The 25,562-nt window shown below is 69.5% G+C and carries 21 protein-coding genes; 10 read left to right on the forward strand and 11 right to left on the reverse strand.

All coding sequences use genetic code 11. The features are described 5' to 3' along the window. Positions 1-10: 10 nt before the first annotated feature. The 8 genes from rnpA to DCW30_RS11050 all read left to right on the forward strand — a co-directional run bounded on the left by rnpA (position 11) and on the right by DCW30_RS11050 (position 6,792). A complete protein-coding gene (rnpA, locus tag DCW30_RS11015; protein WP_076685332.1) occupies positions 11-379 on the forward strand; it encodes a ribonuclease P protein component in 369 nt (122 codons plus the stop codon). Further along, complete coding sequence (yidD, locus tag DCW30_RS11020) at positions 376-732, forward strand: membrane protein insertion efficiency factor YidD (RefSeq protein ID WP_062771441.1); 357 nt, start codon at positions 376-378, stop codon at positions 730-732. The genes rnpA and yidD overlap by 4 nt, the downstream gene beginning before the upstream one ends. A 3-nt stretch (positions 733-735) precedes the next feature. Continuing rightward, a complete protein-coding gene (yidC, locus tag DCW30_RS11025) occupies positions 736-2,037 on the forward strand; it encodes a membrane protein insertase YidC (RefSeq protein ID WP_076685333.1) in 1,302 nt (433 codons plus the stop codon). Positions 2,038-2,051: 14 nt separating this feature from the next. Continuing rightward, a complete protein-coding gene (locus DCW30_RS11030; protein WP_076685334.1) occupies positions 2,052-2,567 on the forward strand; it encodes a Jag family protein in 516 nt (171 codons plus the stop codon). Between the two features lie 102 nt (positions 2,568-2,669). After that, entirely contained in the window at positions 2,670-3,386 is a 717-nt protein-coding gene (gene rsmG / locus DCW30_RS11035; RefSeq protein ID WP_076685335.1) for a 16S rRNA (guanine(527)-N(7))-methyltransferase RsmG, read from the forward strand. Positions 3,387-3,675: 289 nt separating this feature from the next. Beyond that, a complete protein-coding gene (locus tag DCW30_RS11040; protein WP_076689083.1) occupies positions 3,676-4,755 on the forward strand; it encodes a ParA family protein in 1,080 nt (359 codons plus the stop codon). Beyond that, positions 4,752-5,867 carry a ParB/RepB/Spo0J family partition protein gene (locus DCW30_RS11045; RefSeq protein WP_076685336.1) on the forward strand — a complete coding sequence of 372 codons (1,116 nt, stop codon included), beginning with the start codon at positions 4,752-4,754 and terminating at the stop codon, positions 5,865-5,867. Before DCW30_RS11040 ends, DCW30_RS11045 begins: the two co-directional genes overlap by 4 nt. Positions 5,868-6,174: 307 nt before the next feature. Beyond that, positions 6,175-6,792 (forward strand): GNAT family N-acetyltransferase, encoded by a 618-nt coding sequence (locus DCW30_RS11050; RefSeq protein ID WP_062771428.1) that lies wholly within the window; start codon positions 6,175-6,177, stop codon positions 6,790-6,792. Between the two features lie 89 nt (positions 6,793-6,881). On the opposite strand, the gene trxA is transcribed toward DCW30_RS11050, so the two are convergent. The 7 genes from trxA to DCW30_RS11085 all read right to left on the reverse strand — a co-directional run bounded on the left by trxA (position 6,882) and on the right by DCW30_RS11085 (position 16,833). Then, on the reverse strand, positions 6,882-7,214 hold the full coding sequence (trxA, locus tag DCW30_RS11055; protein WP_062771426.1) for a thioredoxin: 333 nt from the start codon (positions 7,212-7,214) through the stop codon (positions 6,882-6,884). 37 nt (positions 7,215-7,251) lie between these two features. After that, on the reverse strand, positions 7,252-8,214 hold the full coding sequence (gene trxB, locus DCW30_RS11060) for a thioredoxin-disulfide reductase (protein WP_062771423.1): 963 nt from the start codon (positions 8,212-8,214) through the stop codon (positions 7,252-7,254). A gap of 215 nt (positions 8,215-8,429) precedes the next feature. Continuing rightward, the gene (locus DCW30_RS11065) at positions 8,430-9,392 is read right to left on the reverse strand and encodes an anti-sigma factor family protein (RefSeq protein ID WP_076685337.1); all 963 of its coding nucleotides are present in this window, start codon (positions 9,390-9,392) and stop codon (positions 8,430-8,432) included. Beyond that, the gene (sigM, locus tag DCW30_RS11070; RefSeq protein WP_076685338.1) at positions 9,389-10,123 is read right to left on the reverse strand and encodes an RNA polymerase sigma factor SigM; all 735 of its coding nucleotides are present in this window, start codon (positions 10,121-10,123) and stop codon (positions 9,389-9,391) included. Before sigM ends, DCW30_RS11065 begins: the two co-directional genes overlap by 4 nt. 44 nt (positions 10,124-10,167) lie before the next feature. Then, positions 10,168-11,883, reverse strand: coding sequence for a protein kinase family protein (locus DCW30_RS11075; protein ID WP_076685339.1), 1,716 nt, complete (start codon positions 11,881-11,883; stop codon positions 10,168-10,170). Positions 11,884-12,001: 118 nt separating this feature from the next. Beyond that, a complete protein-coding gene (gene murJ, locus DCW30_RS11080) occupies positions 12,002-14,437 on the reverse strand; it encodes a murein biosynthesis integral membrane protein MurJ (protein ID WP_076685340.1) in 2,436 nt (811 codons plus the stop codon). Between the two features lie 47 nt (positions 14,438-14,484). Then, positions 14,485-16,833 (reverse strand): DUF6049 family protein, encoded by a 2,349-nt coding sequence (locus tag DCW30_RS11085; protein WP_076685341.1) that lies wholly within the window; start codon positions 16,831-16,833, stop codon positions 14,485-14,487. 193 nt (positions 16,834-17,026) lie between these two features. Between DCW30_RS11085 and DCW30_RS11090 the strand changes: the two genes are divergently transcribed. Continuing rightward, entirely contained in the window at positions 17,027-18,493 is a 1,467-nt protein-coding gene (locus DCW30_RS11090; protein ID WP_076685342.1) for a CCA tRNA nucleotidyltransferase, read from the forward strand. A 129-nt stretch (positions 18,494-18,622) separates the two neighbouring features. On the opposite strand, the gene DCW30_RS11095 is transcribed toward DCW30_RS11090, so the two are convergent. The 4 genes from DCW30_RS11095 to DCW30_RS11110 all read right to left on the reverse strand — a co-directional run bounded on the left by DCW30_RS11095 (position 18,623) and on the right by DCW30_RS11110 (position 22,434). After that, entirely contained in the window at positions 18,623-18,967 is a 345-nt protein-coding gene (locus DCW30_RS11095; protein ID WP_237283407.1) for an LppU/SCO3897 family protein, read from the reverse strand. Between the two features lie 293 nt (positions 18,968-19,260). After that, positions 19,261-20,517, reverse strand: a complete 1,257-nt coding sequence (locus DCW30_RS11100; protein WP_076685344.1) for an MFS transporter — start codon at positions 20,515-20,517, stop codon at positions 19,261-19,263. 88 nt (positions 20,518-20,605) lie between these two features. Then, positions 20,606-21,688 (reverse strand): inositol-3-phosphate synthase, encoded by a 1,083-nt coding sequence (locus tag DCW30_RS11105; protein WP_076685345.1) that lies wholly within the window; start codon positions 21,686-21,688, stop codon positions 20,606-20,608. 59 nt (positions 21,689-21,747) lie between these two features. Next, positions 21,748-22,434 carry a PadR family transcriptional regulator gene (locus tag DCW30_RS11110; RefSeq protein WP_076685346.1) on the reverse strand — a complete coding sequence of 229 codons (687 nt, stop codon included), beginning with the start codon at positions 22,432-22,434 and terminating at the stop codon, positions 21,748-21,750. A gap of 372 nt (positions 22,435-22,806) precedes the next feature. Here DCW30_RS11110 and DCW30_RS11115 point away from each other — a divergent pair, with 372 nt between their 5' ends. Beyond that, positions 22,807-25,539 (forward strand): transglycosylase domain-containing protein, encoded by a 2,733-nt coding sequence (locus DCW30_RS11115; RefSeq protein ID WP_076685347.1) that lies wholly within the window; start codon positions 22,807-22,809, stop codon positions 25,537-25,539. Positions 25,540-25,562: the final 23 nt, after the last annotated feature.

The following is a 25,562-nucleotide window of genomic DNA, read 5'->3' on the forward strand; positions in this document are numbered from 1 at the left end:
TCATGACGTCGTGCTGCCTACCGAGCATCGGCTGAGGCGGCGCGAAGACTTCGCGACCGCGGTACGCCGAGGACGCCGGGCCGGACGCCCGCTTCTCGTCGTCCATCTAAGTAGCGGCGCAACGGACCCGCACGTGCCTGGGGAGACCCTTCCCCCGACGCGTGCGGGTTTCGTCGTCAGCAAGGCCGTGGGCAACGCGGTCGTACGGAACACGGTGAAGCGCAGGCTTCGCCATCTCATGCGCGACCGGCTGGCCTCCGTGCCCCCCGGTAGCCTGGTAGTCGTACGAGCGCTGCCCGGAGCGGGCGACGCCGACCATGCACAGCTGGCCCGAGACCTGGACACCGCCTTGCGGCGGCTGGGAGGGGGCGCGCGATGAAGTACCCGCTGCTGGCCCTGATCAAGCTGTACCAGTGGACGATCAGTCCTCTTCTCGGCCCGGTGTGCAAGTACTACCCGTCGTGTTCCCGCTACGGCTACCTGGCCATCGACCGGCACGGTGCGATCAAGGGATCGGCGCTCACCGCCTGGCGCATCCTGCGGTGCAACCCGTGGTCGCTCGGTGGTGTCGACCATGTGCCGCCGCGCAAGCGCCCGCGGTGGCACGAGATGCTCCGCGCCTCCTGGCGCGGGCGCAAGGGCGGGACCTCCGCCGCAGGCGCGCCGACCGGGGAGATCCCCCCGGGGACGGCCGCCGAGACCGAGACCCCGTCCCATGCTCAAGGAGCCTGATTAGTGGACACGATTGCCAGTCTCTTCAGCTTTATCACGACACCAGTTTCGTGGGTCATCGTCCAGTTCCACTCGGTGTACGGGAAGATCTTCGGTCCCGACACGGGCTGGGCCTGGGGCCTGTCCATCGTGTCCCTGGTGATCCTGATCCGCATCTGTCTGATCCCGCTCTTCGTGAAGCAGATCAAGGCGACCCGGGCGATGCAGACGCTGCAGCCCGAGATGAAGAAGATCCAGGAGCGCTACAAGAGCGACAAGCAGCGCCAGTCCGAAGAGATGATGAAGCTGTACAAGGAGTCGGGCACCAACCCGCTCTCCTCGTGCCTTCCCATCCTGGCGCAGTCGCCGTTCTTCTTCGCCCTGTACCACGTGCTCAACGGCATCGCGACGGGCAAGGAGATCGGCGTCATCGACGGCGATCTCCTGGAGAGCGCGCGTAAGGCGCACATCTTCGGCGCTCCGCTGGCCGCGAAGTTCATGGACAGCGCCGACAAGGTCGCCTCGCTCGGCGCCTCGCTGACCGACGTCCGCGTGATCACCGCCCTCATGATCATCCTGATGTCGGCCTCGCAGTTCTTCACCCAGCGCCAGCTGATGACGAAGAACGTCGACACCACGGTCAAGACGCCGTTCATGCAGCAGCAGAAGATGCTGATGTACGTCTTCCCGATCATGTTCGCCATCTTCGGCATCAACTTCCCCGTCGGTGTCCTCGTCTACTGGCTGACCACCAACGTGTGGACCATGGGCCAGCAGATGTTCGTCATCCGCAGGAACCCCACCCCGGGCTCCAAGGCCCAGGCCGCCTTCCTGGAGCGCCTGCAGAAGCAGGTCACGCACAACAAGAAGGTGCGCGGGCGCGGCAACACGAACGTCATCAAGGCGATCGTCGCCAAGGGCCGGGACCGCAATGAGTTCGAGCGGAAGTTCATCAACGGTCTGACCAAGGCGGGCCTCGCGGCCCAGGCCGACGGCACCGTGGTGGAGAGCGAGAACACGGTCGTCGCCGACGGCGAGGAAGGCACCCCCGCGGGAGCCCCCAAGCGCCAGCAGCCCAAGCGCCAGAGCAAGGCCAAGCGCCAGTCCGCGGTGACGCAGGGGGCCGCCAAGGTGGACGACGAGGCCGAAGCCAAGACGTCGCTGGAGAAGGCTCAGGACCAGCCCGAGGACGCCGCCCCGAAGGCGAAGCCCGCGGGCAGTAGCACGACGGGCGACAAGCCCGGCTCCGGTACCCGCAGCAAAGCCAAGTCGGGACAGCAGCGCAAGGGCCAGCAGCGGCCCAAGCACCCGTCCTCCAAGAAGTAGAAGGAGCCCCTCCCGTGACGGAAGGCACCACCACCTCCACCGAAGTCGAGGCCGGCGACACCCTCACCCGCCTCGAGCAGGAGGGGGAGATCGCGGCGGACTACCTCGAGGGTCTGCTCGACATCGCCGACCTGGACGGCGACATCGACATGGACGTCGAGGCCGACCGGGCCGCTGTCTCGATCATCAGCGACACCGCCAGCCGCGACCTGCAGAAGCTGGTCGGCCGGGATGGCGAGGTCCTGGAGGCGCTCCAGGAGCTCACGCGGCTCGCCGTGCACCGCGAGACCGGTGACCGCAGCCGCCTCATGCTGGACATCGCGGGATACCGCGCCAAGAAGCGTGAGGAGCTCTCCGGGCTCGGTGCCCAGGCCGCCGCCGAGGTGAAGAGCTCCGGTGAGTCGGTCAAGCTCAAGCCCATGACGCCGTTCGAGCGCAAGGTCGTGCATGACGCGGTCAAGGCCGCCGGCCTGCGCAGCGAGTCCGAGGGCGAGGAGCCGCAGCGCTTCGTCGTCGTGCTCCCCGCCTGAGCGGCACCGCGTACCCTCCGGCCCCGTCTGTTCGCAGGCGGGGCCGGTCTTTGTCAGCCTGATAGTCAGCCACCCCAGTGCGGTACGGAAGGATGGTTCCCCGTGACGGAGGCAGCGGAGCTCCCCCCGGCGCCTGAAGAGGCCCGGACGGTATTCGGCGATCGCTTCTCGGACGCGGTCCGGTATGCGGAGCTGCTCGCCGAAGCGGGGGTGCAGCGTGGCCTGATCGGCCCTCGCGAGGTTCCCCGGCTCTGGGAGCGGCACCTGCTCAACTGCGCCGTGCTGTCGGAGGTCGTGCCCGAGGGGGTGACCGTGTGCGACGTGGGCTCCGGTGCCGGACTGCCCGGCATCCCGCTCGCCCTCGTCCGCCCGGACCTGAAGATCACGCTCCTTGAGCCCCTGCTGCGGCGCACGAACTTCCTCACCGAGGTCGTCGAGCTGCTCGGCCTGGACCACGTCACGGTCGTGCGGGGCCGCGCCGAGGAAGTCCTCGGCAAGCTGCCTCCGGTGCATGTAGTGACGGCCCGGGCCGTGGCTCCCCTGGACCGCCTCGCGGCCTGGGGCGTGCCCCTGCTGCGCCCCTACGGCGAGATGTTGCTCCTCAAGGGCGACACCGCCGAGGAGGAGGTCAAGGCGGCAGGGGCCGCCCTGAGCAAGCTCGGGGCCGTGGACACCTCGGTCCTCCACGTCGGCGACGGCGTGGTGGACCCCCGGTCCACCGTCGTGCGCGTCGAGGTCGGGGAAAGCCCGGGTGGTGTGCGTTTCGCCGCGAAGCGCGCCAAGGCGGCCAGGGCGGGCCGCGCACGGCGACGCCGCTGACGGCATCGGTCGGCGCCGCGGCGCTGATCCGTCCTGACGACGAGCCATACGCCACACAAGCTGCCATACGTACACATACCGGGGTGTCGCACCAGCGGCACCCCGGCTGCCGTGCATCGTGTTTCACGTGAAACGTCGCTCACTGCTGCATGGCATCATCAATCGCGGCCGCGCCGCGGAACCTCGCGACCGTCGGCCACTCGGTTCCCTCGATAGGGGAACGGAGTTGTCCACAGAGGTGGATTCGTCCACAGAAGACCGGGCCTCGCTGGTTCATGCCCCTGAAAGCATGGGAGGCTCTGTTCATTGCGAGCCTGATGTCGAGGAGAGTGAATCCTTGCGGTCCGACGCCAACATCGCGGGACCGATGACCGATCCGGTCCCCGGCCCCCGTACCGAATCGGCGGGGGAGGATGTTTCACGTGAAACACCGACCCCGATGGACGACACACCCATCGGTCGTGCTGCCCAACTGGCGGTAGAAGCGCTCGGCCGCGCGGGCGAGGGCCTGCCGCGTCCCGAGCAGACCCGCATCATGGTGGTCGCCAACCAGAAGGGCGGGGTGGGCAAGACCACCACGACCGTCAATCTCGCCGCCTCGCTCGCCCTGCACGGCGCGCGCGTCCTGGTCGTGGACCTCGACCCACAGGGCAACGCCTCCACGGCTCTCGGCATCGATCACCACGCCGAGGTGCCTTCCATCTACGACGTGCTCGTCGAGAGCAAGCCGCTCTCCGATATCGTCCAGCCGGTGCTGGACGTCGAAGGGCTCTTCTGCGCCCCGGCCACCATCGATCTCGCCGGTGCGGAGATCGAGCTGGTGTCGCTGGTGGCCCGCGAGAGCCGGCTTCAGCGGGCGATCCAGGCGTATGAGCAGCCGCTGGACTACATCCTCATCGACTGTCCGCCGTCCCTGGGGCTCCTGACCGTCAACGCTCTGGTGGCGGGCGCGGAAGTCCTCATCCCCATCCAGTGCGAGTATTACGCGCTGGAGGGCCTCGGCCAGCTCCTGCGCAACGTCGACCTGGTGCGCGGACACCTCAACCCGAATCTGCATGTGTCGACGATCCTGCTGACCATGTACGACGGCAGGACCCGCCTCGCCTCACAGGTGGCCGAGGAGGTCCGGAGCCACTTCGGCGAAGAGGTTCTGAGGACGAGCATTCCGCGGTCGGTCCGTATCTCCGAGGCGCCGAGCTACGGCCAAACGGTGCTCACCTACGATCCGGGATCGAGTGGCGCCCTCTCCTACTTCGAAGCGGCACGCGAGATCGCACTGCGCGGAGTCGGGGTTCGCTACGAGGTCCAGCACGCCCCGCAGATGGGCGCTCAGAACGACCAGCACAGCATGACGGAGGGGATGCAGTGAGCGATCGACGGAGAGGACTGGGTCGGGGCCTGGGGGCCCTGATCCCCGCAGCCCCTACGGAGAAGCAGGTACCGCAGAGCACGACGGGGGCCTCGGCCTCACCCACGGCCGTTCCGGTGCTCACCGCCGAGCGCGGTGTGGCGGCCGCGAAGGTGACCGCGCTCCCGCAGAGTCCTGTTTCACGTGAAACACCGGAGCAGCACCAGCAGGTGCCGGAGCCCGCACCGGAGACGCAGCCCGTCGCCGGCGCGTACTTCGCCGAGCTGCCGCTCGACTTGATCTCGCCGAACCCCCGCCAGCCGCGCGAGGTCTTCGACGAGGACGCGCTCGCCGAGCTCGTCACCTCCATCAAGGAGGTCGGGCTCCTCCAGCCGGTCGTCGTGCGCCAGCTCGGCGCCGGGCGCTACGAGCTGATCATGGGCGAGCGGCGCTGGCGGGCCTGCCGCGAGGCGGGTCTGGAGCGCATCCCGGCGATCGTGCGCGCCACGGACGATGAGAAGCTCCTTCTCGACGCGCTCCTGGAGAACCTGCACCGGGCGCAGCTCAATCCGCTGGAAGAGGCCGCTGCGTACGACCAGCTGCTCAAGGACTTCAACTGCACGCATGATCAGCTGGCGGACCGCATCGGCCGGTCCCGCCCGCAGGTGTCCAACACGCTGCGGCTGCTGAAGCTCTCGCCGGCGGTGCAGCGCAGGGTGGCGGCCGGTGTTCTCTCCGCGGGCCACGCCAGGGCGCTGCTCTCGGTGGAGGACTCGGAGGAACAGGACCGCCTCGCCCACCGCATCGTGGCCGAGGGGCTCTCGGTCCGTGCCGTGGAGGAGATCGTGACCCTCATGGGTTCACGGCCGCAGAGCGCTCCGAAGGCCAAGGGGCCGCGGGCCGGCGCCCGCGTCTCGCCCGCCCTCAGCAAGCTGGCAGACCGCCTCTCCGACCGCTTCGAGACGCGGGTGCGCGTGGACCTGGGCCAGAAGAAGGGCAAGATCGTCGTCGATTTCGCCTCTCTCGAGGATCTGGAGCGCATCCTGAGCACGCTGGCCCCGGGCGAGGGCCCCGTCCTGCAGAACGGGTCGGACGACGACTCGGAGGAGCAGTCCGAGGACGACAAGGACTGAGCCAGCAGGGTAGTCACCGCGAGAGCGGGCGGTGTCCGGTCTGTACCGGAACACCGCCCGCTCTTTGCTTTCTTACGGTATAGATGCAATCTCATCGTGGATACGATGCGTACAGGTATGGCACATCCACCTGACGGCACCTCTTTGGGGAGGCGGGGGCCATGCGATCGGTGAGCCGCACCGGACTGATGACCGCGGGCCTTGGGCTGGGAGCAGTTGGCGGGTTCGTCGGCAGCCTGCTCAGGGAACGCGGTGCTCTGACAGCCGCCCGCGGCGCAGCGGGCGAGGAAAGTGAGGATTCGCCTTCATGGGGCGTCGGCTCGTACCGCTCACGCTGGACAACCTCCCGGACCTCCCCCAGCGCTGCCGCACCTGCGTCTTCTGGGAGCTCGACCCGGTCAGCGGGCAGGCCGCGGTAAAGGCCGGGACCGCGGAGCTGGAGAAGGAGTCCTGGATCTCCGCCGTCCTGTTGGAGTGGGGCTCCTGCGGCCGCATCGTCTACGTCGATGACGTCCCGGTGGGGTTCGTGCTCTACGCACCTCCCGCGTACGTCCCGCGCTCGACCGCGTTTCCCACGAGCCCCGTCTCCCCGGATGCCGTGCAGTTGATAACGGCCTGGATCATGCCCGGTTACCAGGGCCAGGGGCTCGGTCGGGTGATCGTCCAGACGGTGGCGAAGGATCTGCTGCGCCGGGGGTTCAAGGCCATCGAGGCCTTCGGGGACGCGCGGTGGGAGGGGCCGGCCTGCATGCTGCCCGCGGACCATCTGCTGGCGGTGGGGTTCAAGACGGTCCGCCCGCACCCCAGCCATCCGCGGCTGCGGCTGGAGCTGCGGACGACACTGTCGTGGAAAGAGGACGTCGAGCTGGCGCTGGACCGGCTGTTGGGCGCGGTACAGAAGGAACCCGCGCTCCGGCCGCTCTGAACGACGAATGGACCAGCCCCCGGGGGACTGGTCCATTCGTGTTTCACGTGAAACATCGCCACCGATGGCGCGGTGACTAAGCCCTTGAGTTACTCCGCGATGAAGGCTTCGAGGTCACGCACGATCGCGGCCTTCGGCTTGGCGCCGACGATGGTCTTGGCGACCTCGCCATCCTGGTACACGTTCAGCGTCGGGATGGACATGACGCCGTACTTGGCAGCGGTACCGGGGTTCTCGTCGATGTTGAGCTTCACGATCTCGATCTTATCGCCGTGCTCGGCCGCGATCGCCTCGAGCGACGGGGCGATCTGGCGGCACGGACCGCACCAGGCGGCCCAGAAGTCCACCAGTACGGGCTTGTCGCTCTTGAGGACGTCCTCTTCGAAGGAGGCGTCGGTCACGTTCTTGAGGGTGCCGGCCACGGCAGTCTCCTTAACTTGTTGCGGGGGAAAGAGGGGGTCAGACGGTGGCGGCCGTGGCCGACTCGCTGTCGGCGAGGGCAGCGAGGTAGCGCTCGGCGTCCAGGGCGGCGGAGCAGCCGGTGCCGGCGGCCGTGATCGCCTGGCGGTAGGTGTGGTCGACGACGTCACCGGCGCCGAAGACACCGGTGAGGTTCGTCCGGGTCGAGGGGGCCGCGACCCGGAGGTAGCCCTCGTCGTCCAGGTCGAGCTGGCCCTTGAAGAGCTCGGTGCGCGGGTCGTGGCCGATGGCGATGAAGAGGCCGGTCACCGGCAGCTCGGCCGTCTCGCCGGTCTTGAGGTTGCGGAGCGTCAGACCGGAGAGCTTCTGCTCGCCCTTGATCTCGGCGACCTCGCTGTCCCAGATGAACTTGATCTTTGGGTCGGCGAAGGCACGCTCCTGCATCGCCTTGGAGGCGCGCAGGCTGTCGCGACGGTGCACGATCGTGACGGACTTGGCGAAGCGGGAGAGGAAGGTGGCCTCCTCCATCGCGGTGTCACCGCCGCCGATCACGGCGATGTCCTGGTCCTTGAAGAAGAAGCCGTCGCAGGTCGCGCACCAGGAGACGCCGCGTCCGGAGAGCGCGTCCTCGTTCGGCAGGCCGAGCTTGCGGTGCTGGGAGCCGGTCGTGACGATGACGGCCTTGGCGCGGTGCACGGTGCCCGCGGTGTCCGTCACGGTCTTGATCTCACCGCTGAGGTCGACGGCGACGACGTCGTCGGGGATGAGCTCGGCGCCGAAGCGCTCGGCCTGGGCGCGCATATTGTCCATGAGCTCAGGACCCATGACCCCGTCCTGGAAGCCGGGGAAGTTCTCCACCTCGGTGGTGTTCATCAGCGCACCGCCGGCGGTGACGGCGCCCTCGAACACCAGCGGCTTCAGCGACGCGCGCGCGGTGTAGAGCGCCGCCGTGTAGCCGGCGGGCCCGGAGCCGATGATGATCACGTTACGGACGTCGGTCACGGCTTGATTCCTCGTCTCTGGGGACTGCTGCGTACTGCTGGTGGGGGCCTGTCTCAGGGCTCTCACCCCACCCAACGGATCCTACGGGGCGTGCATTCCCGGTCGGGTCCGCGTGTACGGAAGCATGTCGGGGCCGGAGAGTGCGGTCGGCCACAACACCCCTGGCAGCGGACGCGAGTACCCATGAAGAGAAGGTGTGAAAAGACGTCGGTCCGTCAGCCCTGGGGGTAGGAGTGCGTCAGCAGGACCTTGCCGGCCCGGGGCGAGGACTTGCCCACGCAGGCGGCGTCGACGACGTACGCGGACACCTGGGCGGCATCGGAGTCGTGCGGCACCACGACGAGATAGGCGCGCTTGCCTTCGTACGACCCCTCTTCGGCGGCGAGGGGGGTGCGGTCACCGATGCCGCGCTGGATGCACTCCGGCACTTGGGCCGCGGTCGCGCGCATCGGGGCGTCTTCCGGGGACTCAGGGCTGGAGCGCGGGCCGAAGGACTGCTTCCCGCCCTCGGACTTCTCATGGCCCGACTCCTTGCCGGCGTTCTCGGTGAGGAGATCGGCGACCCGTCCCTTGAGCCTCTCCCCGGAGAAGGACTCCGCCGAGTCATGCCGCCCGGCGCTGGGGGTCGTGCCTTCGTCGTCGCCGACCGCCTGGATGAGCAGGGAACCGAGGCCGATGGCGGCCGCGGTGAAGACGGCTCCGAGCACGGCCGTACGACGGCGCGGGCGCCGGGACGGCTTTGCGCGTCCGGGGCCGGTGGCGGCGCGCGGACGCCCGGCGGGGCGGTCGGCGGGTATGCCCGGGGTGGAGGGCGTCGATGTTTCACGTGAAACATCGACGGCCGAGGGCGCTCCGGAGGCGTCCGAGGCGTGTTCGAGGGTCCCTGTGTCCGGACTGCTCAGCGCATGGCCGTCGGGTGCGAGGGAGTCCAGCAGTGCCTCGGCGGCCAGCGCCGCGTCGATGCGGCCCGCGATGTCGGCGGGCATGCGGGGCGGCTCCGGCAGCGTGCCGAGGGTGTCGCGGATCTCTTCGAGCGAGGCATAGACGTCGGCGCAGAGCTCACAGCCGTCCAGATGCCGCCGCACGGCGCTGGTGCGCGACGGGGAGAGGAGACCCTCGGTCAGGTCGGAGATCTCGGTGACCTCCGGGTGCCCGGCCGAGTCGGTCGTGGCTGTCACGCTCGCCCACCTCCGCCCTTCACGGCAGCTGAATCGCTTGGTCCTGCGTCTCGTGGTCCCGCTGCCGGTGGGACGGATGCCCCCTGCGTCCGGTTCCTTTCCGGGGCAGACTTCTCGCTCCCCCCGGCGTCGCCGCTCTTGGTCCCCCGCGCACTCGTGCCCGTACGCAGGTGGGTGAGGAGCGGCAGAAGTCTGGCTCTGCCCCGGGCGCAGCGGCTCTTGACGGTGCCGCTCGGCACGTCGAGCACCCGTGCCGCCTCCGCCACCGGATAACCCTGCATGTCGACCAGGACGAGAGCGGCGCGTTGATCGTGCGGGAGGGTGCCCAGGGCCTCCACCAGCTCGCGGTGGAGGTCGCCGCGCTCGACCGGCTCGGCCGCGGACTCCTCGGGCTCCAGGAGCTGGTCGAGGCGCTCGGTGTCGTCGATCGGCGATGTCTTGCGCGAGGCGGCCTTGCGGGCGCGGTCGAGGCAGGCGTTCACGGTGATGCGGTGCAGCCACGTCGTCACGGCGGACTGGCCCCGGAAGGTGTGGGCGGCGCGGTAGGCGGAGACGAGGGCGTCCTGCACCGCGTCGGCCGCCTCCTCGCGGTCCCCGAGGGTCCGCAGGGCCACGGCCCACAGCCGGTCGCGGTGGCGCCGGACGATCTCACCGAAGGCGTCCTTGTCGCCGGCGACGTGGCGGGCGAGGAGGTCCTTGTCGCTGATGTCGCCGCGCGCGGTGTCGTCCACCGTCGAACCCCCTCCCCCCCAGTGAGCCTCGGCGAGCCGATTCCTCAGCCCTTGAACCGCACGTCCGTGATGGCCTGCTTGTAACCGGCCCGGTAGTAGCCGTCGGGACCGGAGTTCGGCAGAGCCGTCAGCCAGAGGAGCACGTACCGCGACTTCACCGGCTTCTTGGCCGAGATCTTCGCGGTGGTGTCCGAGGTGGTGACGCCGCCGATCTTCTTCATCGAATCGATCCCTGTCGAGGGCGTCAAGGAGTCCGCGACATACAGGGTGGCCGTGGTGTGAGAACCGCCGTATTTGAGCGCTATCGACGCGTCCGAGACGTCCTGTGCCGATCCGAGGTCGTAGACGATACCGACGCCGGGCTTGTACGGGGCGATCTCAGGGCCGTCGTTGAACGTCTTGGTGCGCCACAGCGAGGAGCTGTCCTTGTCGTAGGTGTTCCCCACGCTCTCCGGGGACTGGGCGGGGCCCTTGACGACGTACTCCCGCGCGTCCTCGATGCTGATCGGCTTCTTGGGCCTGGGCTGGTTCTTGTCGCCGCCGCCATTGGTCTGCGTCGTGCCGTCGGAGTCCCCGGAATTCTCGCGGTCCATCAGGGCATCCGCGAGCTGCCAGCTGCCGAGGCCGAGCGCGGCGATGAGCAGCGCGGACACGGCCCACTTGAGGGCCCTGCCCGTACGGCTCTGCAGCGGGGGCGGCGGGGGCACGACGGGCTGGGTGGCGCCGAGGTGGGCCGCGGGGCGGTTGTACGCGCCCTGCTGGTACGAGGTGCGCTGGTACTCGGGGGGCGCGGTGAAGGCGGGCTCCGGCGGACGGATGCGGGGCATCTCGCCGATCGCCTTGACCAGCTCCTCGGGCGTCGTGCACGGCGGGTCCTGGCGGGAGGCCGTCGCCCCGTCGTTGACGAGCGCCCGCATGGCCAGCTCGGAGAGGCCGCGGTGGACTCCGGCGCGTACCTGGTCGGGGGCGATGAGGCCCACGTCCTTGGGCAGGCCCGAGAGGCCGTAGGCGTCGTCCTCGTAGGGCCAGCGCTGGGTCAGGGCCGCGTACAGGAGGGCGCCGATCGCCTCGGTGTCCGTGCGCTGCGGGGTATCGGACTCGATGCCGCGCAGCGCGGCGTTCACCGCGAGACCGCGGATGCGGTACTGACCGGTGGAGGTGCGCAGGACGGCCCCCGGGGTCAGCCGCAGGTGGGCGAGGCCCTCCCGGTGCGCGGCGGCCATGGCCTGGGACACCTGGCTGACGAGTTGATACGCCTCGTGTGCCTCCAGCGGGCCCGCGGCGAGGACCGCGGTCAGTTCCGTGGCGTCCGGAAGCCACTCGTGGACGACGTAGACGAGGTCGTTCTCCTCGACGGCGTCCAGGACCTGCACGAAACGCGGGTCTCCCAGAAGGGCCGAGGAACGCGCCGCGGCCAGCACCGAGCGGGCCCGCGGATGGTCCGCGGGCAGCAGGTGCACGCCGACGGCACGGCGGAGTTTCTCGTCCACCGCGCGCCAACTGCTGAAGCCGTCCAGACGGGTGACGCACTCTTCGAGGCGGTAGCGTCTGGCGAGCTTGTGACCGCTGTGCAGCTCTGGGGGTGAGGTCGTCCCTCGGCTCTCGGGCTTGTCGGTCTCCGCCCCGTCTTCGTCAGCTGCCGTGTCCCGCTCCCGGGTCTGGGCCGCCCCGTCGGCCGTGGCCTTCTCCGCCTTGGCGGTCAGCGGCTCGTCACCACTGTTGTCTGCCACGTCGACGGCAGCCGTGCTCCGTTCCGCCACCGTCGTTCCTGCCTCCCCATCCGTTGCGCTTCGTCAGACGCCAAAGCCAATTGTGCCCACAGTCCGGTGCTATGCACGACACGCGGTAGCGAACGATGGTTGTGCGGTAGCGCTCATCTCAGCGTCCGAGACGGCCGCGGACCATGCCGACCATCGAATTGAGCTCCGCGATCCGCATTTTTCGGGCGGCCACGAAGAACACGGCGATGAGCGCGACGCCACCCGCGACCAGCGCGACCAGAGAGGGCAGCGCCCCCGTGCCCAGGGCCCGCAGGATGGCGAAGCCGACGGCGCCGCCCACCAGGGCCGCCGGGATCGACGCCCCGAAGAGCCGGGTGTACGTACGTGCCACCTGTGCGCCGTCCAGATCGCCGCCCAGCCGCGTGCGCAGGCGCCGCCAGGCCACACCCACTCCGACCGCGTACGCGAGGCCGTAGGAGGCTCCCATGCCGACGACGGCCCACCGGGCGGGCAGGACGAAGAAGCAGAGCGCCGAGGCCGCCGCGTTGACCGCGGCCACGATGAGGGTGTTGTAGAACGGCGTGCGCGTGTCCTCGTAGGCGTAGAACCCGCGCAGGACGACGTACTGGACCGAGTACGGGATCAGGCCGAGCCCGAAGGCCATCAGGATGTAGCCGATGTTCTGCGCGCCCGAGCCGGAGCCCGCGTACAGCAGCGTCGCCATCGGGACGCCGAGGGCGAGGAAGGCGAAGGCGCACGGCACGATCGCCACCGCCGAGGTGCGCAGACCGTACGAGATGTCGTCACGGACGGCGGCGGGGTCGTCGTCGTTCGCGGACCGGGAGATGCGCGGCAGGACCGCGGTCATCACGGAGACCGTGATGATGGCCTGCGGCATCTGCCACAGGAGCAGCGCGTAGTTGTACGCGGTGATGCCCGTGCCGGAGTGGCCCTGGCCGGAGGCCGTCGTACCGGCGCTGGTGGCCAGCTGGGTGACGACGACCATGCCGAGCTGGTTGGCGAGGACGAAGAAGAAGGTCCACTTCGCCAGCCGCGCGGCCTTGCCGAGACCGTGTCCGCGCCAGTCGAAGCGGAGGCGGATCTTGAACCCGGCCTCGCGCAGGTACGGAAGCATGGCCAGCGACTGCACGACGAGGCCGAGCAGCGTGCCGAGGCCGAGCAGGCGTACGCCGTCCGGCGTGATGTTGGCGGGGGCGACACCGGAGTCGGTGAAGCTTCCGAAGGCCCAGATGAAGGCGCCGAAGGTGGCGATGACCACGATGTTGTTGAGGACCGGGGTCCACATCATCGCGCCGAAACGGCCGCGGGCGTTGAGGATCTGCCCGAGCACGACGTGCACGCCCATGAAGAACATGGTCGGGATGCAGAAGCGCGCGAAGGTGACGGTGACCTCCATGCGGACGGGGTCGCTCGCGATCGTCGGCGACATCAGCCGCACGAACATCGGAGCCGCCACCACGCAGATCACGGTGACGCCCGCGAGCAGCACCATGACCAGGGTGAGGAGCCGGTTGGCGTAGCCCTCGCCGCCGTCCTCGTCCTTCTTCATGGCGCGCACGAGCTGCGGGATGAACACCGCGTTCAGGGCGCCGCCGCCGACCAGGACGTAGATCATCGTCGGCAGGGTGTTCGCGACCTGGTACGAGTCGTTGAGCGTGGCGACGCCGATCGCGGCCGCCATGACGAGCGTGCGCAGGAAGCCGGTGAGGCGGGAGACGATCGTGCCCGCCGCCATCAGGGCGCTCGACTTCAGCAGGCTGGAGGCGCGGCCGCCCGACTTCGCCGCGGGCGCCGGCGCGGAGGCGGGCGCCGGAGCCGGTTCGGGGGCCGGGGCCGGGACGATCGGCTGGTCGGCGGGTGCGTAGCCGCCGTCGACGGGCTGCTGGTAGCCGTTGCCCTCGGGGTAGCCCTGGCCCTGGTAGCCGCCGCCCTGCGGGTAACCGCTCCCCTGGGGGGAGCCCTGGCCCTGGTTCTGCGGGTGCCCGTGGCCCTGCGGGTAGCCGCCGCCCTGCTGATAACCGCCTTGCTGGTAGCCGTCCTGTTGATAACCGCCCTGCTGAACGCCCTGCTGGTACTCGGCCTGCCGGCCGCCGTATCCGCCGGCCTGCTGGTCGCGGTAGAGATGCGCGAAGGCGTCCGGCTCGTGGTACTCCTCGCCGGCCTGGGTCACCAGGTCGTCGACGCCCACGAACTGCGTCGTACGGGCGTCGTCGCCGTACGGCAGGTGCCGCGAGGGGCCCTCCGGCTCCGGGGCCGGGGGCTGCGCCCAGACGCGGGGGTCCGGCGCGTGCTCCGAGACGGGCGGCCGGCCGTAGAGCGGCTGCTGGGGGTAGGTGCCGGGCGGCGGCGGGGGGTGCGCCGCGCGGTCGTAGAGCGCTTCGGCGACCGGGTCCTGGGCGGAGAGGTCCTGTCCGCGGTAGGGGTCCTGGTCGTAGGCGTCCTGGAGGTACACGTCGGGCGCGGGCTGCGGTGGGACCTGCTGCCCGTGGTCGCCGGGGCCCGGAGGGGGGCCGCCGGCCGGGCCAGGGCCACCCGAGCCCTCGCCACGGTCACCGTCGTACGGCGCGTTCATGGATTACCCCACCTCATCGTCCCCGGGCCCACCGGCCACGACATCGCTCAACGGTCCACTCTCTCACCCGTGTCCGACGGGTCGGTGCTTTCGGGAGCGGTGTCCGGTGTCGGGTCACTCGGCTGCTCGGGGTCGCCGGCCTCGGCAGCGGCCCCGTTCTCGTCCTCGGGGCCCTCGTCCGGGCCCTCTTCGGCCCGCTTGCGCGCCGCGCGCTTGCGCTGCGTGTACATCCGGAATCCGGCGAGCACCAGGAGCAGCAGGCCACCGGCGATGACGAGCATCACGGCGAGGGTGAACTCGGTGACGTTGACCTCGAAGTGCACGGGGTCCCCGTAGGGCTGCCCGTCCTCCGTGAAGAGCTGGGCGTACACCGGGACCGGGCCGTTGGCCTTGGCCGTGGTGGTGAACTTCACCGACTGGGAGTGCCCGCCGGCGATCTTTACCTGCTTCTCCTCGTACTCACCGTCGCCGATCTTCAGACGGCTCGGCTTCCTGGAGTACAGCCGCAGCGTCAGGTTCTCCACGCCCTGCACCAGGTTGTTCTGCACCGACACCGGGATGGTGGCGCTGCGCCCGGAGAGCTTGGCGTCGGACCTCTTGATCAGCGAGACCTGCTTGGTGAGGCTGTTCAGGTAGTTCTGCACGCCGTCGCGGTAGGTGGTCGCCTCGGCCGGACGGCCGCGCCAGGACGTGGACATCCCGCGGTCTATGGCCCGCCTGAACGGGGTGACCACGCGGTCCCTCTTGGTGAGGATGACCTGGAAGCGCTCCAGGGCGCTCTGTGTGTCACGGAAGGTCATGAAGGCCGACTGCGGCAGCTCCCGCTTGCGCAGCGCGGCCGGGTACGCCCCGGCGGACGGCACCCGCGTCGTGGCCTGCGGGTCCGGCTTCGCCTTCGCCGCCGCGGTCAGCCCCTGGAACTGCGTCCAGGTGCCTTCCTGCAGAGCCGTGAGGCCCTTGGCCATCGCCTGGGCCTGGCTGACCGTGGGCATGCGCTGCGGGGCGATCACGATGCTGCGCTGCTTGCCGGGGACCTGCTGGTTGAGCATCAGGCTCTGGGCGGTGAACTCCTGCACGGCGAGCGTGGCGTCCTCGCTCACCGTCATGTCACCGCGGAAGGCGGTGGACAGGCGCGCGTCGGCCACCACAGCCGTCGTGCCGCCGCCGATGGGCCTGGCCGCGGTCGGCGAGTACGGAAGGGCCTGGCTTTCCCGGAGGCTGTCGCTGCGGGCGATCACCGTGTGGGCGCCCGCCGAGGTGGAGACGTCCACGATCGACGGGTCGATGGCCCCTTCGGCGGGCCACGCGAAGTCGGTGCTGGGCTCGGTGTGCAGGATCGCCTTCACCGCGCTGACCCCGGCCTCAGTGGCCTCCTTGAGGTGACTGAGGGAGCCGGTGACGCCCTTGCCGGTGTGCGCGAGTGACGCCAGGTCGGGGTCGGCGAAGGGAAGGGCGACGACCTTCTCGTCCTTGACGGCGGCCTCGAGGTCGTTGAGCCACTGCTTGGCAACGGCCTGGTGCTTGCCCGCCCTGGTGGTCTTCCCGTCGTCGTTGCGGATCCGGTAGCCCTCGGTCATCGCCTCGACCGAGGCCAGCGTGTCCGGATCGATCACCCAGGTGACGTCGAGGTCGCTGCCCAGCGCGAGGAGCTGCTGCAGGCGACCGCCGGCGGCCAGCTCGTCGGCGAGGTCATCGTTCTTGAAGACGGGCGTCTGCTGCTCGTCGGACCCCGTCTCCGCGGTGAGATGCGTCTCGGAGATGAGCGGCCACAGATACGTCGTCTTCGTCTTGGTCTCGGCGCCGTCGGGCTGCCACGGCAGGAAGGTCCGCTCGATGCCGAGCACCTGGGGGTAGGGCTGGGCGGCGCTCTGCCCGGTGAGAGTCACGCCGAGCTGGTAGACGCCGTCCTCGCCCAGGTCGAGCGCCTTCACCGGGACGGAGATGCTGAAGTCCGTGGGCACGCCGGGGACGAGCTTGGCGATCTTGTCGACGTGCTTGCCGCCCACCTCGGCGCCGTCGGCGCCCGGCTGGAAGTCCTTGCGCCTGGCCGCGCTGTCGAGGGCGCTGCGACCGCTGAGGGGCGCTCCCAGGCGCAGCCCGACCTCCGCGTCGGTCACCGTCTGCTTGCGTGTGTTGGTCACGGTGCCGGAGACGGTGACCGTGTCGCCCTCACGGGGGACGGCGGGGGTGAGCTCGTCCAGCGAGACCTCGACGGGCCCCTTGTCCGTGGCGGCGGCGACCGGTGCCTCGGGAACCGCGGCGTCCGCGGCCGGGCTCGCCGGGACCTGCAGGAGTCCGGCCAGCAAAGGGGTACCCACCAGCAGTGCTGCGGTGCGCCGCAGCCACCGGCGGGCAGGTGTGGGGCGTGTCCCCGGGAAGTCTGCCGCCTCGGCCACGCGTTCGCCTATCCCTCGTCGTCAGTGGTCGTCGGTTGTGCGTCCACGCATGGTAACGAGGTGCGCTGTGGCGAAGTGCCGCGGACTGCTCCACGCCATCGGAACAGGCGGCCGTGTCCGCCGGAGCGCGCCGTGCGCGCCCGGCGGGAATCGGGTCGGCTCCGGTGGCCCGGTGCACGTACCCTTTTCTGTTGTGCCGAACGCCAATGAAGACAATCCCAGCGCACTGAGCCAGGTGCAGCGCCGCGCGGTCAGCGAACTGCTGCGGGTGTCCCCTGTCGCGGACGAGCTCGCCCGCCGATTCCAGGAGGCCGGGTTCTCTCTCGCCCTGGTCGGCGGCTCGGTCAGGGACGCCCTCCTGGGCCGGCTCGGCAACGACCTGGACTTCACGACGGATGCCCGCCCCGAGAACGTGCTGAAGATCGTGCGGCCCTGGGCGGACGCCGTGTGGGAGGTCGGGATCGCCTTCGGCACGGTCGGCTGCCAGAAGGACGCCCGTGTCGCGGACGCCGACCAGAGCTTCCAGATCGAGGTCACGACCTACCGGTCGGAGGCGTACGACAGGACCTCCCGCAAGCCAGAGGTGTCCTACGGCGACTCCATCGAGCAGGACCTCGTCCGTCGCGACTTCACCGTCAACGCGATGGCTGTGGCGCTGCCCGAAAAGGAGTTCATCGACCCGCACGGCGGGCTCGACGATCTCGCGGAGCGCGTCCTGCGCACCCCCGGAACCCCCGAGGAGTCCTTCTCGGACGACCCGCTGCGGATGATGCGGGCCGCGCGCTTCGCCGCGCAGCTCGACTTCGAGGTGGACCCCGAGGTCGTCGCCGCGATGCGGGCCATGGCCGAGCGCATCGACATCGTCTCCGCGGAGCGCGTGCGGGACGAGCTGAACAAGCTGCTCCTGTCCCGGCACCCGCGCCAGGGCCTCGCCCTGCTGGTCGACACCGGCCTCGCGGAGCGGGTTCTGCCCGAGCTGCCCGCCCTGCGTCTGGAACGGGACGAGCACCACCGTCACAAGGACGTCTACGACCACTCGCTGATCGTCCTGGAGCAGGCGATCGAGCTGGAGGAGGACGGTCCCGACCTCACGCTGCGGCTCGCCGCGCTGCTGCACGACATCGGCAAGCCGAAGACGCGGCGCTTCGAGGACGACGGCCGGGTCTCCTTCCACCACCACGAGGTGGTCGGCGCCAAGATGGTCAAGAAGCGCATGACGGCCCTCAAGTACTCCAACGAACTCGTCAAGGACGTCTCGCGCCTGGTCGAGCTGCACCTGCGCTTCCACGGCTATGGCACGGGCGAGTGGACGGACTCGGCCGTCCGCCGCTACGTACGCGACGCGGGCCCCCTTCTGGAGCGTCTGCACAAGCTCACCCGCTCGGACTGCACAACGCGCAACAAGCGCAAGGCGAGCGCGCTGTCGCGTGCGTACGACGGCCTGGAGGAGCGCATCGCCCGCCTCCAGGAGCAGGAAGAGCTGGACGCCATCCGCCCCGACCTCGACGGCAACGAGATCATGGAGGTCCTGGACGTGCGTCCCGGGCCGGTGATCGGCCAGGCCTACAAGTTCCTGCTGGAGCTGAGGCTGGAGAACGGGCCGATGGAGCGGGAAGCGGCCGTGGCGGCGCTCAAGGAGTGGTGGGCCGCGCAGAGCTGAACGGCTCGGACGGGGTGTTTCACGTGAAACACCCCAACCGGGCCCATAGAGACCGAGGGGCACTGTTTCACGTGAAACAGTGCCCCTCGGTGTACCGCCGTCGACGTGCAGGCTCGCGCCTGCGTCAGATCAGGCGCCCTTCGTGCAGAGCAGGAACTCGTCGCCCTTGCCGGTCTCCGCATAGAAGCCGGTGGCGCCTTCCACCTTGCGGCACTCGGTCTCCGCGCTGAACTGGGTGAAGTGGCCGTCGATCTTCTTGATGACCTTGGACTCCGCCTCGGAGGACGAGCAGTCCACGACCTCCATGCGTTGCGAGGAGGACGAGGCCGACTTCAGGCAGTCACCGACCTTGGCGGTATCCGCGTCGTCCTGGCTGGCGAAGTAGCCGATCGCGATCATGATGACGACCACCACCGCACCCGCGATCCGCAGGTAGAACTTGAGGGGTCGGCGCTGCGGCTGCGGCGGGGGCACGGGTCCGCCCTGGTTGAAGGCCGGATATGGCTGCTGCGGGACGCCGGGCTGGCCCTGCTGCGGAGGGTAGGGGGCACCCCCCTGCGGCTGACCGTAGGGGTTCTGCCCCTGCGGCTGGCCATAGGGATTCTGGCCCTGGGGCGGGTAAGGAGCCTGGCCCTGGGGCGGCGGAGTGGTCACTTGGGGGTCCCCCTCGAACGAAAGCGCGATGGCGCGAATACGACGCCCGTAAGTTACCGAGGTGGGACCGCCACTCTGAAGCTGAGAGAGGCTCTGTGGCACTGATGTGACACTTACTGCAAGTCAAACCGGGCCATAGACGCAGCAACCGCCGCGTAGAGCAGCGCCACCCCCGCGACCAGGGAGACCGACCGTCCGTCCGGCGGCAGGACCAGCGCCGCCACCGCCGCCGCTCCCACGAAGGCGACGTTGAAGAGGACGTCGTAGAGGGAGAAGACGCGGCCGCGGAAGCCGTCGTCCACGGCGGACTGGACCACCGTGTCCGTGGCGATCTTCGCGCCCTGCGTCGTCACGCCGAGGGCGAAGGCGGCGACCAGGAGCGGAGCGGGCGCGAAGGAGAGGGCGAGCGCCGGCACCAGGACCGCTGCCGCGCCCGCGCAGACGATGATCCAGCCCCCGGCCCCGAAGCGTCCCACCGCGACAGGTGTGACCACGGCCGCCACGAAGAAGCCCGCTCCGGAGACGCCGAGGGCGAGCCCGAGCAGCGCGAGCCCCTCGGACTCCGACGACGACCAGGCGTACCGGCACAGCATCAGGACCATGACCGTCAGGGCGCCGTAGCAGAACCGCATCACCGTCATGGCCGTGAGAGCGCGCAGCGCTGCCGGGCGTCGCCGCAGGTGTCGCAGCCCCGCGGCCAGCCCGCGGGCCGTGCCGGCGAGCGCGGCCGCGAGCCGTGGCGGGACCAGGCCCGGATCGGGGCCGAGCAATTCGCGGGCCATGCGCAGCGAGGCGAGCGCGGCGCACAGGTACAGGGCGGCTCCGAGGAGGACCACCGCAGCGTCGGAGTCCGACGCCACCAGGCGCACGAGGAAGGCGAGGCCGCCGCCCGCGGTCGCGGCGAGCGTGCCCGCGGTCGGCGAGAGCGAGTTGGCGATGACCAGGCGGTCCGCGTCGACCACGCGGGGAAGGGCGGCGGAGAGGCCGGCCAGGACGAAGCGGTTGACGGCCGTGACGCAGAGCGCGGAGGCGTAGAAGAGCCAGTCGGGTACGCCGCTGAGCATCAGCACGGCGGTCAGCGCGGCGAGCGCGGCCCGCAGGAGGTTGCCGTACAGGAAGACCTGGCGGCGCTGCCAGCGGTCGAGCAGGACGCCGGCGAAGGGCCCGACCAGCGAGTACGGCAGGAGCAGCACGGCCATGGCCGAGGCGATCGCCCCTGGTGAGGCCTGCTTCTCCGGGGAGAAGACGACGTAGGTGGCCAGCGCGACCTGGTAGACCCCGTCCGCGCTCTGGGAGACCAGCCGTACGGCGAGCAGGCGTCGGAAGTCCCGCAGGCGCAGCAGAACACGCAGGTCACCGACGACAGCCATGGGCCTCACCCTCGTATGGACTCAACAGCGAGGAGGGCCCCCGAGCGCAATGCCCGGGGACCCTCGACGCGCGGCGGGAAGCGGGCGCTTAGCGCTCGACCTCGCCCTTGATGAACTTCTCGACGTTGTCGTAGGCCTCGTCGTCGAAGTACTGGACCGGCGGCGACTTCATGAAGTACGACGACGCGGAGAGGATCGGGCCGCCGACACCGCGGTCCTTGGCGATCTTCGCGGCGCGCAGGGCGTCGATGATGACACCCGCGGAGTTCGGGGAGTCCCAGACCTCGAGCTTGTACTCCAGGTTCAGCGGGACGTCACCGAAGGCACGGCCCTCAAGGCGGACGTAGGCCCACTTGCGGTCGTCGAGCCACGCCACGTAGTCGGACGGGCCGATGTGGACGTTCTTCTCGCCCAGCTCGCGGTCGGGGATCTGCGAGGTGACGGCCTGCGTCTTCGAGATCTTCTTCGACTCCAGGCGGTCACGCTCCAACATGTTCTTGAAGTCCATGTTGCCGCCGACGTTCAGCTGCATGGTGCGCTCGAGGCGGACACCGCGGTCCTCGAACAGCTTCGCCATCACTCGGTGCGTGATGGTGGCGCCGACCTGGGACTTGATGTCGTCGCCGACGATCGGGACACCGGCCTCGGTGAACTTGTCCGCCCACTCCTTGGTACCGGCGATGAAGACCGGCAGCGCGTTGACGAACGCGACCTTGGCGTCGATGGCGCACTGCGCGTAGAACTTCGCCGCGTCCTCGGAGCCGACGGGCAGGTAGCAGACGAGGACGTCGACCTCGCGGTCCTTGAGGATCTGGACGACGTCGACCGGGGCCTCGTCGGACTCCTCGATGGTCTGGCGGTAGTACTTGCCCAGGCCATCGAGGGTGTGGCCGCGCTGGACGGTGACGCCCTTGCTCGGCACGTCGCAGATCTTGATGGTGTTGTTCTCGCTGGCGCCGATGGCGTCCGAGAGGTCGAGGCCGACCTTCTTCGCGTCGACGTCGAAGGCGGCGACGAACTCGACGTCACCGACGTGGTACTCGCCGAACTGGACGTGCATCAGTCCCGGGACCTTGGTGTCCGGGTCGGCGTCCTTGTAGTACTCGACGCCCTGGACCAGCGAGGCGGCGCAGTTGCCCACGCCGACGATGGCTACGCGAACCGAACCCATTCCGGTTGCTCCCTGTGTGATCTCGGTATTCCGGATGAGACCCGGCGGAATGCTGGGTCTCACTTGGTGGGGTCATCGGACGGATCCGGCGGCGGGTCGTTCTCCCGCCGCCGGGGCAGGCCCGCCGACTCCCCGGATGTGCTGTCCTGCTGAGCGGAACCCCGGGAGGCGGACCGGTGCTGGTCCCGCCCCGCGCGCTCGCTCTCGATGAGCTCGTTCAGCCAGCGCACTTCGCGCTCCACGGACTCCATGCCGTGCCGCTGCAGCTCAAGCGTGTAGTCGTCCAGGCGCTCCCGGGTACGGGCCAGGGAGGCGCGCATCTTCTCCAGGCGTTCCTCGAGGCGGCTGCGGCGGCCCTCCAGCACCCGCATGCGCACGTCCCGCGAGGTCTGGCCGAAGAAGGCGAAGCGGGCGGCGAAGTGCTCGTCCTCGTACGCGTCGGGGCCGGTCTGCGAGAGCAGGTCCTCGAAGTGTTCCTTACCTTCCGCCGTCAACCGATAGACGATCTTGGCGCGACGCCCCGCGAGCGGAGCGGCGAGGGCTTCCTCGGAGGTGCTGCCCGTCTCCTCGATCAACCAGCCGTTGGCGACCAGCGTCTTGAGGCAGGGGTAGAGCGTCCCGTAGCTGAAGGCGCGGAACACGCCCAATGATGTATTGAGGCGTTTCCGCAGCTCATAGCCGTGCATGGGGGACTCGCGGAGCAGTCCGAGCACGGCGAATTCCAGGATGCCGGAGCGCCTGCTCATCTTCGCCTCCCGTCTGCCGCGGTCCTTCAGTACGGCCTTTATGCCGAGCTGATGTATCGACTCGATACATCGAGACGATAGAACGGTGACCGGGTTGAGACAAGAGGGGCCACGGTGAACGGCGTCACATCACCGATTCGTAGGAAGGAACTTGCCTGATTTGGGGTGAACTTCGGCTCTAGAGGGTTTTGACGGTGCGTAGTCTGTGCGCCATGTATGCCACCGGGAACCATGTGACGCCAGGGAGCGTCGTCGTCCCTGGTGTAGTGCGGGTGAGGGTCGGAACCGGCTCGTCCGCACTTCGGGGGGACCGGAAACCAGCCGCCGTTTCCAGGCGCGGACAACTGCGCCTGCCCGAGGAGTAATCGTTCGATGAGCGAGCACCGTCGCAAGCCGCCGCAGCCGCAGGGCGGCGGACGCGCCGCGGCCAGGCGTGGCGCCCCAGGAGCGCCGTCGGGCCGCCGCGCGGCACCGCGAGATGCCACCGGATCGTCTTCTTCCTCCCACGAGCCGCACGGGTCCGGGCCCGGAGAGGGTGGGGGCCGTACCTACGGCGGTCGGGCCGAGGCCCGGCGCGCCGCCCAGCGCAGCGGTTCCGTCGGCGCCACGGGCGGCCGCCGCCGGGCCGCCGACGGCGCCGGTGGTGGCGGCGGCGGTGGCCGTCGTGGCGGTGGAGCCGGGGGGACCGGCGGCGCAGGGCGCGGCAGGGGCCGTGGCCCGCAGCCGTCCGGGAAGAAGCGGTTCATCGACTACCCGCGCGCGGGCAGGCAGGGCGCACGGCGCTGGGTGCCGTCGTGGCGCCTGGTGTCCGGCGTGTTCATCGGCTTCCTCGGCAGCCTGATGGCGGTCGCCGGCATCTCGTACGCCCTGGTGGAGGTGCCGGAGGTCGCCAAGGCGGCCACGGCCCAGAACAACGTCTACTTCTGGGACGACGGCAAGCAGATGGTCGCGACGGGCGGTGAGCGCAACCGGCAGATCATCGACTACGACGACATCCCCGAAGAGATGCGCTACGCCGTCATGTCGGCGGAGAACAAGACGTTCGAGGACGACAAGGGCGTCGACCCCATGGGCATCGCGCGTGCCCTGGTCAACATGGCCAAGGGCGGGCAGACCCAGGGTGGCTCCACGATCACCCAGCAGTACGTGAAGAACGCGCGCCTGGGCGACCAGTCGCAGACGTTCAGCCGTAAGTTCAAAGAGCTCTTCATCTCCATAAAGGTCGGCCGGACCGTATCCAAGGAAAACATCATGGCCGGCTACCTCAACACGGCCTACTACGGACGTGGGGCGTACGGCATCCAGGCGGCGGCCAGGGCGTACTTCGACAAGGAGGCCAAGGCGCTGAACCCGAGCGAGTGCGCGCTGCTCGCGACGGTGCTCAAGGGAGCCACGTACTACGACCCCGCCGGCGCCCCCGAGATCGACCCCGCGGCCAGCCGGGAGGACAACACCGCCCGCGCCAAGAAGCGGTGGAAGTGGATCCTCGACGAGGAGGTCAAGGACGGCTGGCTGTCGGAGGAGCGGCGGAACAAGTACCGGACGTTCCCCAAGCTCCAGAACCCGCGGTCCAACGTCGACCTGGCCGGTCAGACCGGTTACCTCGTGGACCTCGCCAAGGCGTACGTCATCCGGAACTCCGACATCACCGCCGAAGAGCTCCGGCAGGGCGGCTACGAGATCCACACGACCTTCAACAGGGCCAAGGTCAAGGCGCTGGAGAAGTCGGTGAACAAGGTCCGCAAGGCGAAGATCAAGCCGAAGCTGCGTCCGGACAAGGACACGCACGTCCAGTTCGGCGGTGCCTCCGTGGACCCGGCGGACGGCGCGATCAAGGCCATCTACGGCGGTGAGGACGCGACGAAGCACTTCACCAACAACGCCGACCAGACCGGTGCGCAGGTCGGTTCGACGTACAAGCCGTTCGTGCTGGCCGCGGCCTTCAAGCACGGTGTGCGCGACCCCGACGGTCCGCCGGAGCAGGGTGACGGCCAGCGCACGATCGTCAATCCGAAGAGCCTGTACAGCGGCAAGAACGAGCTGAAGATCCAGAACTACGACGGGACCGTCTGGACGGACCGCGACGGCAAGCAGTGGAACCAGAAGAACGACGGTGACCAGTCGTACAACCGGCCGTCCTTCCAGATCGACCTGCGCGAGGCGATGAGGGAGTCGGTCAACTCGGCATACGTCCAGCTCGGCATGGACGTCGGCCTGGACAAGGTCAAGCAGACGGCCATGGAGGCCGGTCTCAAGGACGACACCTCCATGGCCGGCGCGGACTACCCGTCCTTCTCGCTCGGCACCTCGTCGCCGAGCGCGATCCGCATGGCCGGGGCGTACTCCACGTTCGCGGCCAGCGGCAAGCAGAACGAGCCCTACTCGGTCAGCAAGGTCGAGCACGGGGGCAACGAGGTCTACAAGCATTCGAAGGAGACCAAGCTGGCCTTCTCCCCGGAGGTGGCCGACAACGTCACGGACGTTCTGCGGACCGTGGTGGAGAAGGGCACGGGCACCTCGGCCAAGCTCCCCGATCGGCAGGTCGCCGGCAAGACCGGTACGACCGACGGCAACAAGTCCGCCTGGTTCGTCGGGTACACGCCCCAGCTGTCGACGGCGGTCAGCATGTACCGGCTCGACGACGACGAGTCCAACAAGAAGCGCCAGTTCCTGGAGATGTTCGGCACGGGTGGCGAGGCGAAGATCCACGGTGCCTCATTCCCCGCGCAGATCTGGCAGAACTACATGGCGGAGGCGCTCAAGAACACGCCTCCCAAGGCGTTCCCCGTGCCGGAACCGATCGGTTCCATCGTCGGTGAGACGTCGCCCCCGCCGCCCTCCCCGACGGTGACCGAGAAGGAGACGGAGGAGCCTTCGTCGCCGACGCCCTCGGAGACCGAGACGACGAAACCGCCCACGAAGTCGCCCGACCCCACCGAGTCCTGCGACCAGTTCGACTGGGAATGCAACCACAGCGGTGGTGCGGACGGCGGAGGCGAGGACGGCGGCCCGGGCGGCGGTCCCGGCGGCGGTCCCGGCGGCGAGTCGCCGTCGGCCACGGAGGAGCCACCGGGCCAGGAGGACCACGGAGGGATCTTCGGCTGACCGCGGGGCCGAGCCCGCCCCGC

This window comes from Streptomyces alfalfae, from assembly GCF_004127445.1.
Taxonomy (GTDB): Bacteria; Actinomycetota; Actinomycetes; order Streptomycetales; family Streptomycetaceae; genus Streptomyces; species Streptomyces alfalfae.

Excerpts from the sequence above, each read along its gene's own strand:
- yidD (WP_062771441.1), top strand. The coding sequence starts at position 376 with ATGAAGTACCCGCTGCTGGCCCTGATCAAGCTGTACCAGTGGACGATC.
- DCW30_RS11040 (WP_076689083.1), top strand. The coding sequence starts at position 3,676 with ATGGGAGGCTCTGTTCATTGCGAGCCTGATGTCGAGGAGAGTGAATCC.
- DCW30_RS11050 (WP_062771428.1), top strand. The coding sequence starts at position 6,175 with ATGGGGCGTCGGCTCGTACCGCTCACGCTGGACAACCTCCCGGACCTC.
- murJ (WP_076685340.1), bottom strand. The coding sequence starts at position 14,437 with ATGAACGCGCCGTACGACGGTGACCGTGGCGAGGGCTCGGGTGGCCCT.
- DCW30_RS11100 (WP_076685344.1), bottom strand. The coding sequence starts at position 20,517 with ATGGCTGTCGTCGGTGACCTGCGTGTTCTGCTGCGCCTGCGGGACTTC.
- DCW30_RS11105 (WP_076685345.1), bottom strand. The coding sequence starts at position 21,688 with ATGGGTTCGGTTCGCGTAGCCATCGTCGGCGTGGGCAACTGCGCCGCC.
- DCW30_RS11110 (WP_076685346.1), bottom strand. The coding sequence starts at position 22,434 with ATGAGCAGGCGCTCCGGCATCCTGGAATTCGCCGTGCTCGGACTGCTC.
- DCW30_RS11115 (WP_076685347.1), top strand. The coding sequence starts at position 22,807 with ATGAGCGAGCACCGTCGCAAGCCGCCGCAGCCGCAGGGCGGCGGACGC.